This window comes from Marivita sp., assembly GCF_020055675.1.
Lineage (GTDB): Bacteria > Pseudomonadota > Alphaproteobacteria > Rhodobacterales > Rhodobacteraceae > Marivita.
In genome coordinates, this window is sequence record NZ_JAIPUS010000011.1 from 81,396 (window position 1) to 94,277 (window position 12,882).

Sequence of the window (12,882 nt, forward strand, 5' to 3'; positions counted from 1 at the left end):
TCCCTGTTGATTGATCTGTCAGGACGTTGCCCGTTTCGCAGCGCCCCAAGTGTTCACGCCGGATGAGGACACACCCGACTGCGAATATTCTACTGTTCTGTTCACCAGCACTTGAAGCGCATCATATATTGGTATTTTGACAACAATATCTGTCGCCAAAAGCGAAAATTCGGTGCAGCAGACGCATATGACATCCGCACCATCCGCCGCCAGTCCTTCGCAGATGTCAGTCAGCGTCCAGGCCGAACGCGCCGACGGCCCCTCCGATTTGATGGCGCGGATCGTGGCCAGGGCCCGCTCCGGGTCGCGTGTATATACCGGCGACAGACCCTCTTTGGCCAAGGCGGCCTCGAACACAGCAACCTGTTGAAGCGCCGGAGACCCCAAAAGCCCGACCTTTCCGCCCGGCGCGAGGGACGCGGCCTCGGCGCAGGCAAGATCGACCATGTTCAAAAACGGTGCGTTGGTCGCGGCCGCGACCTGATCAGCATAATAATGCGCGGTGTTGCAGGGCATGACCAATGCCTCGGCGCCGATTGACACCAATCCCTTCGCCATCTGCGACAGCACCGGACCGGGATCCGCGCTGTGGCCTTCAAGGATCGCGGCAATGCGCGACGGTACCTGCGTGTTGTTGTCCACCAGAAGCGGGACATGATCTGAATCATCCTGCGCGGCCACGGCTGCCACGACCTGTTGCATGAAATAGATCGTCGCTTCGGGACCCATGCCACCCAGCACGCCGATTTTACGCATCAGGCTGCTCCTTTTTGCAGGGCCTGTTCCACCACATGTGCAATGATGTCCGCGACATTGGCGCAATCTTCAAGACTGAATGTCAAGGGGATACGCATATCCAGCAAACCGGCAAGGATTGCATCCGTATTGGGCAGGTCTTGGGCTTCGACGTACCGCCAGCTTTGATGGTTCGACGTGAAGCCAACCGGAATGTTCGCGCCAAACCACTTGAGTTCGACGCCCAGCGCCTTGGCCTGCTTCACCACCTGCTGCATCCTGTCGGCATTGGCCTCCGGCATGAGGAACTGGAATGACGATCCGACATAGCTTTCCTGTTCCGGGCGATCCGGCACGTCTATGCCGTCCACGCGCCGCAACCGATCCGCCACGAGGTCATGCCGCGCGTTCCAGCGGTCGATATTCGTCTCTAATGCTTGCAATTGTGGCAAAAGGAGCGAGGCCCTCAGGTTGTCCATCCGACCCGACATATTCGGTGTGTCCAGCCTTATATCCTCGAAAACTTCGGGCGATGGCGCCGCGCCATGGCGGTCATACAGCATATAGGACCCCGACAGCATGATCGCGCGGGCCATGAAGACCGGATCGTCCGAGGTGATCAGCCCGCCTTCACCACTGTTCATGTGTTTGTAAGTCTGGGTCGAGAAACAGCCCGCAACGCCGAAACTGCCCGATTTCCGCCCGTTCCAAGCCGCACCCATCGTGTGTGCGCAATCCTCGATCAGCGGCACGCCATTGCGGTCCAGAAGCGCCATGAGCGCCTCCATGTCGCACAGGTGCCCGCGCATGTTCGACAAGAGCAGGCACTTCGGATCGGTCGCTTTGATCTTGGCTTCCAGATCGTCCAGATCGAGAACCAGATTTCTGGTAATCTCGACCAGCAGCGCCTCGGCCCCGACGGCGGCAATCGCGCCGGGCACGGGTGCCAGCGTAAAGCCGTTGGTCAGAACCGTGTCGCCAACGCCGACACCCAGCGCGCGCAAGGCGGTGGCCATCGCGTACCCGCCCGAGGTGCAGGCAAGGCAATATTCAGAGCCTTGATAGGCGGCATAGGCCTTCTCAAGTTCGGCCACCGGACCAAGTTCGCCTTGCACGGTGTTGTATCGGTGCAGCCGTCCACTGCGCATCACATCGACAGCCGCCTCGATCGCATCCTCGGGAACGGGTTCCTGCTGCGTGAAGCTGCCGGTGAACGGCTGCATCGCGCCTTACTCCGCCGCCATCTTGGGCGCGTCGTATTCGAACGCTGCCGTATACCCAAAGAGCGCAACACCACCGCCGGTGTGAAGGAAAACGATGTTCTCATCGCCTGTGAAGGTCCCTTTGCGCACCAGGTCTACCAATCCGGCAGCCCCTTTACCGGAATAGACCGGGTCGAGCAGAATCCCTTCAAGCCGGGCAAACATTTCGATCGCGGCCAGCCCGTCCTTGGTGGGGATGCCATAGCCATCACCGACGTAATCGGTGTTCGCCTCGACATCCGCACGCGCCACTACGCCGGGGCATCCCAGCTTCTCGGCCGTCTTCACGGCCAGGTTGAAGACATTCTCTTCCTGTTTCGGCTTGGGCGCCCGCACCCCAATGCCCAGAAGCGGGATATTCGCATTGATGGCCTTGAGACCGACGATAAGGCCCGCCTGGGTCCCGGCGCTGCCAGTGGCGTGCACGATGCGGTCGATCCGAAGATCCATGGCGTTTGCCTGTGTCACCAATTCCATTGCCGCGTTGGCATACCCCAAGGCACCGGTCGGGTTGGACCCGCCACCCGGAATGGTGTAGACAGTCCGCCCCTCGGCGCGGAACTTCTCTGCCACCGCTTCCATTTCGGCATTCATGTCGAGTCCGGACCCAGGGCGCTTTTCCGCCGTCGCACCATGCAGGAAATCGAGGAAGACATTGCCGTTTTCGTTGTAATTGGGATCGTTTGAACCGGTCCGGTCTTCCAGCAGGATATGGCAATCAATGCCCAATCTTGCCGCGCAGGCCGCCGTTTGCCGGGCATGATTGGATTGCGTCGCGCCTTGGGTGATGACCAGATCCGCCCCCTGTTCTTGCGCCTCCGCCATCAGGAATTCCAGCTTTCGGGTCTTGTTCCCACCTGTGGACATGCCCGTGCAATCATCGCGCTTGATCCAGATGCGTGGCCCTCCAAGCTCTTTTGACAGACGGTCCATCGGCTCCAACGCGGTGGGCAGATGTGCGAGGTGAACTCGGGGGAAACGGGAGAAATGCATCTGGGATCCTTTCAAACTGATTGGTGCGACACTTCTGCATGGAATACGACTCGTCAAATAGAATTACCGGCGACATTATGCAGGTTACGCATAAAGAGGCCAAAAATGCGAATAGACTGGATCGATGACCTTGTTGCGCTTCTCGACACGGGCGGCGTCGCTGATGCCGCCCGCCTGCGCAATATAACACAGCCCGCATTTTCCCGTCGCATCAAAGTTCTGGAAGACGTGCTGGGAATCGAGATCATCGATCGAAGCGTGAAACCCAGCGGCCCGTCCCCGCTGCTGCGCGACCGCGAAGGAGCGCTGCGCAAACTGGCCACCGAGCAGCGCCAGCTGTTGTCGGACATGCGTCAGGAACACAGCACCGGCCTTCGCCAGATGGTGATCGCCAGTCAGCACGCGATCACCACCTCGATGGGCACGCGGATCATCAACACGGTGGCCGATCCGAGCAGCACGCATATCCGCCTGCGATCCGCCGATCAGCATGAATGCGAGACTCTTTTGATCCGACGGCAGGTCGCGATCTCGCTCACGTACCGGATCAAGTCAGAACCGGTGGCCGACGTGCCCACCTTCCTGACCGAAGCGGTCATCGGCGCGGACACCCTCATCCCTGTCTGTGGCGCGGACGAGTCCAGTGCTCTGATGGCCCAATATGAAAACGGCGCGCTGCGCATCATTGGTTACCCGTCGGATGTGTTCTTGGGCTCCGCGATCACCCGGCATATTTTGCCGCCGCTTCACGCCCAGTGCGTCATTCGTGTCGTCACCGAAACCGGCCTGACAACTGCGGCGATGCAATTGTCGCAATCCGGGCTTGGCATCGCGTGGGTTCCACAGGCACTCGCCCAACCCGCCCTGGACCGCGGCGAACTGCATGACCTCACGGATCGGCTGGGCGGGATCAGCCTGACACTGGTTGCGCAACGATGGGCGACAACCACCAATAGCACCACCCTGGATGCCTGGGAACGGCTGACCACCGCGCTGTAGCCGGATATGCGACCCTGACACGGGTTGAAAACGCGCGTCACAGTCAGGCATCATCGCCAAGCAAACTGTCCAGCCCGGCGTCAAGACCCTCGAACGCACTGCCAAGGCGATGCTCGATCTCGGCCTGATACGCCTTCGCCAGCGGCAGCAACTCTGCCATCAGGGACTGGCCCTCCCGGGTCAAGGCAAGCTGCACGAGCCGTCGGTCGGATCCATGGGCGGCCTTCGCGATCAACCCTTTTTCGGCCAGCCGCTTGGCGGTCCGGCTCACCTCGTATTTCTCAAAATGCAACTACGGCCTGTATGACGAACAGCTCTACGGCACCGCCTTCACCGCCAAACCTCCAAGCGGACATGGACATACCGGATCAGGCCCTCCGTAAAACATTCGGCCCGCTACAGCCCGATGCACCTGCCTTACTGGAAATCCGCGCCGCATGTCTTGGACGATATCACCTCGCTGGGCCTGTATCGTTGGGATCCCATGCCCCACTCGGACGCGCCACTGACATGGCGGGAGACGTGAACACCCAGATGGGCATGGCAACCCATGTTTATCTTGTCACAGAGTCGATGCAGGATGCCTATTTCTACTCGGCCGACAGTGAGCTTCTGATTGTTCCGCAAGTGGGCCGGCTGCGCTTTTGCCGCTGGACATCTTTGATGCGACAACCGTCATGCCTTGCGCTGGGCGCGGACGCACGTCACCTTATCGAAGAACTTTCGGAATGAGGACCTGCCCGCGATGATCGACCTTTACACTTGGACAACCCCGAATGGCCGGAAGGTCTCGATCCTGCTGGAAGAGCTGGGACTGCCCTATACCGTACATGCCATCGACATCGGCAACGACGCGCAATTCGCCCCCGACTTTCTCAAGATTTCGCCCAACAACAGGATCCCGGCAATCGTTGATCGGAAAACCGGGATGTCGCTCATGGAGAGCGGGGCGATCATGCTTTACCTCGCCGGGGAACACAAAAGATTCACTGTCGAGGGCCCGGAATACTGGCGCATGGTTGAATGGCTGATGTGGCAGATGGGTGGGCTTGGCCCGATGCTGGGACAGGCGCATCACTTCCTCAAGTTCAACAAAGGCACATCCGAATATGCCGAAACCCGCTATGGCACCGAAGCGCGGCGCCTCTATTCCGTTCTGGAGACGCGGCTGGATGGTCGAGACTTTGTTGTCGGCCCTGGTGCCGGCACGTATACGATTGCGGACATGGCAATCTTCCCATGGATCGCACGTTTCGAATGGCATCAGGTTGATCTGAACGCCTACCCGAATGTGCGGGACTGGTATCTGCGTCTGGCAGTGCGGCCCGCCGTGCAAAAAGGGTATCACGTACCCAAATTCGTCACAGACATCCCGATGCCCTGAGACGGGCATCGGAGAGGGCAGAAGCTGTCACGCGACGTTTGACAGCCGGATCGGGGTGTTTTCGATCAGTTCCCCATGCAGCGCCTTGATGACTGGCTCCATCGAATCGCGATCCAGGACGAATTGTACGTCCACGTTGCGCGGTCCCTGGGTTGCGCCAATCGCTTCGCAGCCCGCATCGGCGATCGCCTGCAGGCCACGCGTCAGAACCGACAAGCCGGAGAGGTCGCGGCCAATGACCGACACCATCGCGAGACGACGGGTCGAAAGTTCGGCGGCCGGAAACATCTTTGCGACGTCACGCTCCACCCGGCGCATCGTCTTGAGAGACGCATCAAGGTAGTGCGTGATCGTGTTCGCGTTCGACACCTTGGAGACGATGCGGACATCGTGCCGCTTGAGCACTTCGAGAATGCCGGAATCGTAGCCTTTGACGCCGACCATGTCCTGTTCGAACACTTCGAACGTCACGATATCGAGGCCCGTCACGATCTCCGCCGCGGCTTCCTCGGACGGCTGATCGTCGATCAGCGTACCGGGATCGCCCGGATCGAACGCGTTGGTAACGCGAAGCGGGACACCTGCCTGACGCAGAGTTTTGGCTGCCTTTGGATGAATTGCTTCCATCCCCATGTTCGACAACTGATCGGCCACGTCGTAATTTGTCCGGCCAAGTTTGCGTACCGCATCTTCGCCAACCAGCTTGGGATCGGCAGAGGACAGGTGGAATTCCTTGTGAATGATCGCTTCGCGCGCGCCCGTGAGGGCAGCCAGATGCGAGAACGTCACTTCGGAGTAGCCCCGGTCGAATTCGTTCATCAAACCTTCGACGCATTGCGCATAGCCGGTGACGATCGGCATTTCGGTGGCTGGATCGATGCTCTCGAATGCGTCGGTGATGCGCTGTTCAAGCGAGACATCCCCTTCGTCGCGCCAGCCGGACAGATCCACGAAGCGGGCTTCAACACCACTGCGTTGCAACATGATGGCTGTGACAATAGCGGCATGCGCCTCACCCAGCCCGGAAAGTAGCTCGCGGATATGACCCATGTGTTCGGGCAGACGGAAATGGCCGTAGGAACACAGGCGTTGCAGGTCGATCAGGCAGTTGCGCGCGCCGAGAACACGTTCTTCAACGAACATATCCGCCTGCTGGACGTCCCCGTTATGGGTCAGGATCTCGGCATGGGCCGCTTTCATCGCGTCCTGAACCTTGTCCAGCGCATCCTGCCATTTGTGATTGCTGTCATCATTGGCAAACAGCGCATAGACGCCCGGTTCACCGGATTTCTTGTGTTCCAGCAGCAGGTTCGTGATCCCTGCAAAGGCAGAGACCACAAAGGCCCGATTGTAGAGGTCACCGCCTTCGCGGTCACCCACGAAGAGCGTTTCGCGCAATTCGGTCAGGCGGGACATCGAGGTCCCACCAATTTTTTCAACTGTATGCGTCATTTCAGGCGTCCTCTTGGACTGCATATGATCCGTCTTCCCGATGCACCTCATTGCCCGTCACGGGCGGGTTGAAGCAGCACGCCATGACAAGTTCTTCGTCGGCGCGCAGCACGTGACGGTCATGTTTGTCGAGCGCGTACATGACGCCCGGTACGATCTCGTGCGTTTCGCCTGTCGCGAGGTCCGTGATCGTGCCCTTGCCCTTCATGCAGTACACGCTTTCAAAGTGGTTCTTGTATTCGAAGGTGTGTTCCGACCCTTCTTCGAGAAAGGTGATGTGGAACGAAAACCCCATGTTGTCGTCGGCCAGCAGCATCCGGACACTTGTCCAGTTTGCGTCCGAAACGACACGGTCTTTTTCCTGTTCGACGATCTTGTTGAAATCTCTGACGATCATATCGGTTACTCCGCGGCAATTTTGTTGGGGCCTGTCAGAACATCATCTGCTGCACCGAGAAGGATCTTGAACCCCTTGCGCAGCGTGTCTTTCGGCGTTGTCAGCGGTGCGAGCACCTTGATCACCTGGTCTTCGCTGCCCGAGGTTTCGATGATGAGACCGTTTTCATAGCACCGCGCGCAAATCGCGCCAGCAAGGTCGCCCGAACCCACATCGACACCCTGCATCAGGCCACGACCCTTGAGGAAGGCATCGGGTACCATTGCCGCGAGATCGGCAAGCGCGTCGTGAATCATCTGGGATTTTTCGGCCAGCTCCTTCTGGAAGCTGTCGTCCGACCAGAATTTCTCGATCGCCACCTTGGCAGTGATGAACGCGTGCGTGTTGCCGCGGAACGTGCCGTTGTGCTCGGCCGGGCCAAAGATGTCGTATTCGGGACGGACCAGCAGCATTGCCATCGGCAGGCCGAAACCGGAGATCGATTTCGCCATCGTGACGATATCAGGTGTGACACCCATGGTCTCGAACGAGAAGAACGTGCCACAGCGCCCGCAGCCCGCCTGAACATCGTCAACGATCAGCAGCGCACCGTGATCCTTGGCCAGTTTCGCTATCCGCTGGACCCATTCGGGGCTCGCAGCGTTCAGGCCACCCTCGCCCTGGACCGTCTCCAGCAGGATCGCGGCGGGCGCATCAACTCCGCCGGATTGGTCTTTCAGCATGGCATCGAGGAAGTCCACCGTGTCGGCTTCACCGAAATAGTTGTCAAACGGCATCCGGGTCACGCCATTGAGCGACATCCCCGCGCCACCACGGTGATACCCGTTGCCTGTCGCCGACAGCGCGCCGGCGGTCACGCCGTGAAACCCGTTTGTGAAGGCGATGATGTTCGTGCGGCCCGTGACCTTGCGGGCGATCTTCATCGCCGCTTCGACGGCGTTCGCGCCGGTCGGGCCGGTGAACATCGCGCGATGATCCATGCCGCGCGGTTCGAGGATGTGCGTTTCGAAGGTTTCGAGAAACGCCGCCTTGGAGTTGGTATGCAGATCCAAACCGTGCGCGATCCCATCGGTCGAGATGTGATCGATCAGTGCAGCCTTCATGTCCGGGTCGTTGTGACCGTAGTTCAAGGACGAACAGCCGGCGAGGAAATCAATCCATGTTCGTCCGGTATCGTCAGAAATTTCGGAGCCGCTGGCCGTTGTGAAGACGGCGGGCATACCGCGGCAATAGGAGCGTGCTTCGCTCTCGCGACGATCGAAAATCGAGGCAGTATCGTTCATGTCCTTGGGCATATGATGTCCTTTCAAGGCAATGGAATTTGATTTTTGGGAAGGCGAGCGCTGGCCTCAGGCCGCGCGGTCCAGATCTTCCGCAACAGGAAGTGTGATCGACACCATGAATTCGGTGTCATGACGTCCTTCAAAGTGGACATCCCGCTCGAAATGCGGCTCGTCCGTCAGCTTTCCGCCGATCGCGCGCGCAAATCCACGGAACAGGGCCCATGACGCATCATTGTCACGGGTGATCGTGGTCTTGAGATGCATGGCGTCATCGCAGGCATCGCGCTCAACAAGGTCGAGCAGCATTTTCTTGCCAAGACCCATGCCGCGCGCTTTCGAGCTGACAGCGACCTGCCAGACAAAAAGGGCGTTCTGATCGGGAATCATATGGCCGGAAATCCAGCCAACAATGTCGCCATCAAGCTCGGCAACAATGCAGGTGTCGCGGAAATGTTCCGCCTGAACAAGGTTACAGTACATCGAATTCTCGTCGAGAGGCTTGCACTCTTTTACAAGCTCCCAGATGGCCGCCCCGTCCGTCGCTTCTGGCTTGCGCAGACGAGGCGTACGCGTTCGAGGCTTGTCACTTTTCATCGGCATTTTTTCTGACCCTTTGTAGTTCGGTTGCCTAAATAGTACATCGCGGGGAAAATTTCAACATAGGACATCGAGACGCGAAAATTTGCGCCATAGAGGGCATATTTCCCGGATGTCGCTGTGGATGCCGCCCGGTCCGGAAATCGTGTTGATCCATGAATACTTAGCAAAGCAAATTGTATCGCGATAAAGGCAGATTGCGGCGGAATTATTTTTCATGCGATGCTCATCCGCATGACCAGTGTTGCCAACAGCCGCATGGATGACAGCCTGATTGCGCTTCGACGGATTCTGCGTGCGACAGAACTTTATGCGCGGGATCTGGCCTATGCCGTTGGCCTGACACCGGCGCAGCTCCGGGTACTGCAGATTGTCGATGAACGCGACAGCATCACGCCCAAATCACTGGCCAACCAGATGGGCGTAAGCCAGGCCACCGTATCCGCATTGGTGGACAAGCTGGTGGCGCAGCGGCTTGTCGAGCGTGTGCCCTCCGAACATGATCGGCGGCAAATCAACGTCACTGTGACGACCGAAGGACGTGCCAGGTTGGAAAATGCGCCGGACGCATTGCAGCAGCGATATGTGCGCGCCTTCCTGGATCTTGCGGATTGGGAGCAGGCGCAGCTTGTTGCAACCTTGGAACGCGTCGCGGATATGCTCGATGCGCGCGGCCTCGATGCGTCGCCGGTCCTCACAACCGGCGAGATCAGGGCCCCGAAGCGGCCGTACTGACCTGTCAGTCTTGTGTTATGGCTTGGGCGGGTCTTCGTACAGGGCCCAACCCTTGCGGCTCTGGCTCTTTGGCAGGTCCGATGCGCGCAGGTTCCGGGCCATGTAGGTCTTGGCGATAAAATTCGCGATGATCGGCGCCGTCAAAAGCAGGAAGACGGCGATCAGCATTTCATGCACCGAAATATGCCCCGTGGATGCGTAGAAATACAGCATCGACGCCACAAGAACCCCCCCCACTCCGAGGGTTGTTGCCTTGGTGGGCGCATGTAACCGTTGAAGCGTACTCTTGAGCTTGACCAACCCGTAAGATCCAACGAATCCGAATATCCCGCTGACGACCAACGCGCCCGAGATGAAAATTTCAAAGATCAGGTTCATATCGGCACCTCATTCGATGATATCGCCCCGCAGAAGGAAACGGCAATATGCGACCGTTGACACGAAGCCAACCATTGCGACCAGCATGGCTGCCTCGAAGTAGATGGCAGTGCCGCGCCAGACACCATACAGAACCAGAAGCGCAATCACGTTGATCACCATCGTATCAAGCGCAAGAATGCGGTCCGCCGCGTGCGGGCCCAGAACGATCCGCCATAAATCCAAAAGCAGGGCAAGACCATAGCAGGCCGCTGTAAATGCAAGCGCAGCTTCGATCATTGGAATATCTCCTTCAGCCGCCGTTCGTAACGTGTCTTTATCTCATCCCGGACAGCATCGGGGTCGTCGGTGTGCAGACAATGAACCAGGATACTGCCACCGTCTGCCGCAAGAGTGGCCGATACGGTACCTGGTGTCATTGTGATGGTCCCCGCCAGAACCGTTATCGCCTCTGCCGAGGTCAACTCAAGCGGGACCACGACCCATTGCGACCGGATGTTCGGGTTGCTGCGGAACAGAATGATCAGAGCCACCTGGACATTGGCAACGACAATGTCCCAAAGCACGATCAGGACATAACCCAGAACGTTCATCGGCTTTCTCAGCTTTGGTCTGCCGGGCCAGTAAGGGGCTGTCAGCATCGGGATCACAAGCCCGAAAAAGCCGCCGAGGATCAGGTTGCCAAGCGTCAGCTTGTTGACAAGGCCCAGCCAGACAAACACCAGCAAAAGGCTCAGCAGCGGGTGCGGGATCAGACGTGTCAGCATGACTAGCTCCCCCCCGCTGCCGGCAGCACAGCCGCGATGTAGCCGGCACGGTCAAAAAGTTGATTGGCAGTCTGTTCAAGGTACTCCGCCACGGGTCCTGCAAACACAGCAAGCCCCGCCAGCATAGCGAGCGCCAGCACCGCCGGAGCGACCTCAGCGGGTGTGGCGTTCCGGGACAAGACCCCATCCGGCCCGGTCCCGTCCGCCGGACCAGGGGCTGGCGGATCAATCGCGGTGGATTTCCAGAAAAGCGCACTGCCCGCGCGGGCAAATCCGACGATGGTGATAAGCGATCCGGCAAGGATCGCGGTCCATGCCCAGACCATGACATCCGGCTGCCTGAGCGAATTGAGCACCAGGAGTTTGCCGAGAAACCCGCTCAGCGGGGGCATTCCCGCCATCGCGATCACAGCGCCGAAGAACAAAGCCGCGAAAAGACCGTTTTGCACCGTTTTCTGGCGCGGACGCAGGGAATCCCCGTCCCGTCGCGTCACAACCAGGTCCGCCACGAGAAACAGGCAGGCTGCGGCAAATGTGGAATGCACCATGTAATACAGCGCAGCCGTCGTCGCAGCCGGGGTAAAGACGGCCACCGCGACAAGCAATGTGCCCATGGATCCGATGACAGAAAAGCTGATCAGCGGCATCAATCGGCGCGCGCCCAGAACGCCGAAGGCGCCAAGTGCGATGGTGACAATCGCCGCAGGGAACAGCCATGCGTCGATCATGCCCTCGGTCCCCGGAACCCCGGGTCCGAAGACAACCGTGTGAACCCGCAGAATTGCGTAGGCGCCCACCTTGGTCATGATGGCGAACAGGGCCGCCACGGGCGCGGGCGCGTTGGCATAGGTCGCCGGCAACCAGAATTGCACAGGAAACAAGGCCGCCTTTACCGCGAACACGATCATCAGCAACATCGCCGCGACGCGAACCAGCGCCGCCTCCTCTGCGGGAATCGCCGGTATTTTCGCCGCGAGATCGGCAATGTTGAGCGTGCCTGTGCTGGCATAGAGCGTGCCCAGCGCGAACAGGAACAAGGTGGAACCCGCGAGGTTCATGACCACGTATTGCAACCCCGCGCGCATCCTTTCTCGACCGCCCGAATGGATCATAAGGCCATAGGATGCGATCAGAAGCACCTCGAAGAAGACGAACAGGTTGAACACGTCGCCGGTCAGGAACGCGCCGCAAATGCCCATGAGCTGAAACTGGAACAGCGCATGGAAATGGCGGCCCTTCTCGTCCCAGCCCGTGGCAATCGCGTGCAGCAACACGAGGAAGGCAAGGCTCGAGGTGAGTAGGACCATAACGGCAGACAGCCTGTCCAGCACCAGGCCAATGCCAAACGGCGCAGGCCAGTCACCAAGACGGTAGATATGCGTGGTGCCGTCCGCGGCCATGAAGACCAGCCCGACCGACACGGCCAGAAGCAGGGCTGTCGCGAAGACAGAGGTCACGCGGGCCAGCACGATATCGTGCCGCATCACGAACCCGAGCAACGGTGCGAATAACGCTGGCAGGATAACGGGGAGGATGATCCAATGGCTCATGTCGCGGAATCCTCGTCGGTTATTTCCGGTTCGATGTCGATCTCGTCGTTATCCGCCTCAAGATACGCGCCGAGCGATATCATCACCAAAACCGCCGTCATGCCGAAGGATATCACGATCGCCGTCAGGACCAACGCCTGTGGCAGTGGGTCGGAATAGCTCGTATCGCTGTATTTGGATAGGATCGGTGACATGTCGATAGACAGCCGACCGCTCGAGAACAGGAAGACGTTGACCGCGTAGGACAACAGCGCGAGTCCCAGGATCACCGGAAACGTCCGCAGCCGTAACATGAGGTAAACCCCGCCCGCCGTCATCGTTCCGATTGCACTTGCGACCAGTAGTTCCAT

Annotated in this window: 16 protein-coding genes and 1 pseudogene; 4 read left to right on the forward strand and 13 right to left on the reverse strand. The window is 59.1% G+C overall.

The window, feature by feature from the left end:
* Positions 1 to 18: 18 nt before the first annotated feature.
* Genes LCF59_RS09540 through LCF59_RS09550 form a run of 3 tightly spaced genes read right to left on the reverse strand, consistent with a single transcriptional unit; the run spans position 19 to position 2,990 of the window.
* Complete coding sequence (locus LCF59_RS09540; RefSeq protein ID WP_292287238.1) at positions 19 to 756, reverse strand: aspartate/glutamate racemase family protein; 738 nt, start codon at positions 754 to 756, stop codon at positions 19 to 21.
* Entirely contained in the window at positions 756 to 1,958 is a 1,203-nt protein-coding gene (locus LCF59_RS09545; protein WP_292287239.1) for a DegT/DnrJ/EryC1/StrS aminotransferase family protein, read from the reverse strand. Before LCF59_RS09545 ends, LCF59_RS09540 begins: the two co-directional genes overlap by 1 nt.
* A 6-nt stretch (positions 1,959 to 1,964) precedes the next feature.
* The gene (locus LCF59_RS09550; RefSeq protein ID WP_292287240.1) at positions 1,965 to 2,990 is read right to left on the reverse strand and encodes a D-cysteine desulfhydrase; all 1,026 of its coding nucleotides are present in this window, start codon (positions 2,988 to 2,990) and stop codon (positions 1,965 to 1,967) included.
* Positions 2,991 to 3,095: 105 nt separating this feature from the next.
* Between LCF59_RS09550 and LCF59_RS09555 the strand changes: the two genes are divergently transcribed.
* Complete coding sequence (locus LCF59_RS09555; RefSeq protein WP_292287241.1) at positions 3,096 to 3,989, forward strand: LysR family transcriptional regulator; 894 nt, start codon at positions 3,096 to 3,098, stop codon at positions 3,987 to 3,989.
* A 43-nt stretch (positions 3,990 to 4,032) separates the two neighbouring features.
* Here the strand turns inward: LCF59_RS09555 and LCF59_RS09560 are convergent, their stop codons facing one another.
* Entirely contained in the window at positions 4,033 to 4,281 is a 249-nt protein-coding gene (locus tag LCF59_RS09560) for a hypothetical protein (protein ID WP_292287265.1), read from the reverse strand.
* Between LCF59_RS09560 and LCF59_RS09565 the strand changes: the two are divergent.
* Positions 4,274 to 4,634 (forward strand): annotated as a pseudogene (locus LCF59_RS09565) (homogentisate 1,2-dioxygenase); the annotation flags it as partial. The gene LCF59_RS09560 and the pseudogene LCF59_RS09565 overlap by 8 nt on opposite strands.
* A gap of 100 nt (positions 4,635 to 4,734) precedes the next feature.
* Positions 4,735 to 5,373, forward strand: a complete 639-nt coding sequence (locus LCF59_RS09570; protein WP_292287242.1) for a glutathione S-transferase family protein — start codon at positions 4,735 to 4,737, stop codon at positions 5,371 to 5,373.
* 27 nt (positions 5,374 to 5,400) lie between these two features.
* On the opposite strand, the gene LCF59_RS09575 is transcribed toward LCF59_RS09570, so the two are convergent.
* Genes LCF59_RS09575 through ectA form a run of 4 tightly spaced genes read right to left on the reverse strand, consistent with a single transcriptional unit; the run spans position 5,401 to position 9,105 of the window.
* Complete coding sequence (locus LCF59_RS09575; protein ID WP_292287243.1) at positions 5,401 to 6,825, reverse strand: aspartate kinase; 1,425 nt, start codon at positions 6,823 to 6,825, stop codon at positions 5,401 to 5,403.
* Position 6,826: 1 nt separating this feature from the next.
* Positions 6,827 to 7,222, reverse strand: coding sequence for an ectoine synthase (locus LCF59_RS09580; protein ID WP_292287244.1), 396 nt, complete (start codon positions 7,220 to 7,222; stop codon positions 6,827 to 6,829).
* Between the two features lie 5 nt (positions 7,223 to 7,227).
* Positions 7,228 to 8,517, reverse strand: coding sequence for a diaminobutyrate--2-oxoglutarate transaminase (gene ectB, locus LCF59_RS09585; RefSeq protein WP_292287245.1), 1,290 nt, complete (start codon positions 8,515 to 8,517; stop codon positions 7,228 to 7,230).
* A gap of 54 nt (positions 8,518 to 8,571) precedes the next feature.
* Positions 8,572 to 9,105, reverse strand: coding sequence for a diaminobutyrate acetyltransferase (ectA, locus tag LCF59_RS09590; RefSeq protein WP_292287246.1), 534 nt, complete (start codon positions 9,103 to 9,105; stop codon positions 8,572 to 8,574).
* Positions 9,106 to 9,336: 231 nt separating this feature from the next.
* On the opposite strand from ectA, the gene LCF59_RS09595 reads away from it, so the two are divergent.
* Positions 9,337 to 9,837, forward strand: a complete 501-nt coding sequence (locus tag LCF59_RS09595) for a MarR family winged helix-turn-helix transcriptional regulator (RefSeq protein ID WP_292287247.1) — start codon at positions 9,337 to 9,339, stop codon at positions 9,835 to 9,837.
* A 15-nt stretch (positions 9,838 to 9,852) separates the two neighbouring features.
* On the opposite strand, the gene LCF59_RS09600 is transcribed toward LCF59_RS09595, so the two are convergent.
* From LCF59_RS09600 to LCF59_RS09620, 5 genes are read right to left on the reverse strand one after another with little or no spacing between them, the layout of a single operon-like run.
* Positions 9,853 to 10,215 (reverse strand): Na+/H+ antiporter subunit G, encoded by a 363-nt coding sequence (locus LCF59_RS09600; RefSeq protein WP_292287248.1) that lies wholly within the window; start codon positions 10,213 to 10,215, stop codon positions 9,853 to 9,855.
* Positions 10,216 to 10,224: 9 nt separating this feature from the next.
* A complete protein-coding gene (locus LCF59_RS09605) occupies positions 10,225 to 10,494 on the reverse strand; it encodes a K+/H+ antiporter subunit F (RefSeq protein WP_292287249.1) in 270 nt (89 codons plus the stop codon).
* The gene (locus LCF59_RS09610) at positions 10,491 to 10,982 is read right to left on the reverse strand and encodes a Na+/H+ antiporter subunit E (RefSeq protein ID WP_292287250.1); all 492 of its coding nucleotides are present in this window, start codon (positions 10,980 to 10,982) and stop codon (positions 10,491 to 10,493) included. The genes LCF59_RS09605 and LCF59_RS09610 overlap by 4 nt, the downstream gene beginning before the upstream one ends.
* A gap of 2 nt (positions 10,983 to 10,984) precedes the next feature.
* Positions 10,985 to 12,532 (reverse strand): monovalent cation/H+ antiporter subunit D, encoded by a 1,548-nt coding sequence (locus tag LCF59_RS09615; protein WP_292287251.1) that lies wholly within the window; start codon positions 12,530 to 12,532, stop codon positions 10,985 to 10,987.
* The gene (locus LCF59_RS09620; RefSeq protein ID WP_292287252.1) at positions 12,529 to 12,882 is read right to left on the reverse strand and encodes a Na+/H+ antiporter subunit C; all 354 of its coding nucleotides are present in this window, start codon (positions 12,880 to 12,882) and stop codon (positions 12,529 to 12,531) included. Before LCF59_RS09620 ends, LCF59_RS09615 begins: the two co-directional genes overlap by 4 nt.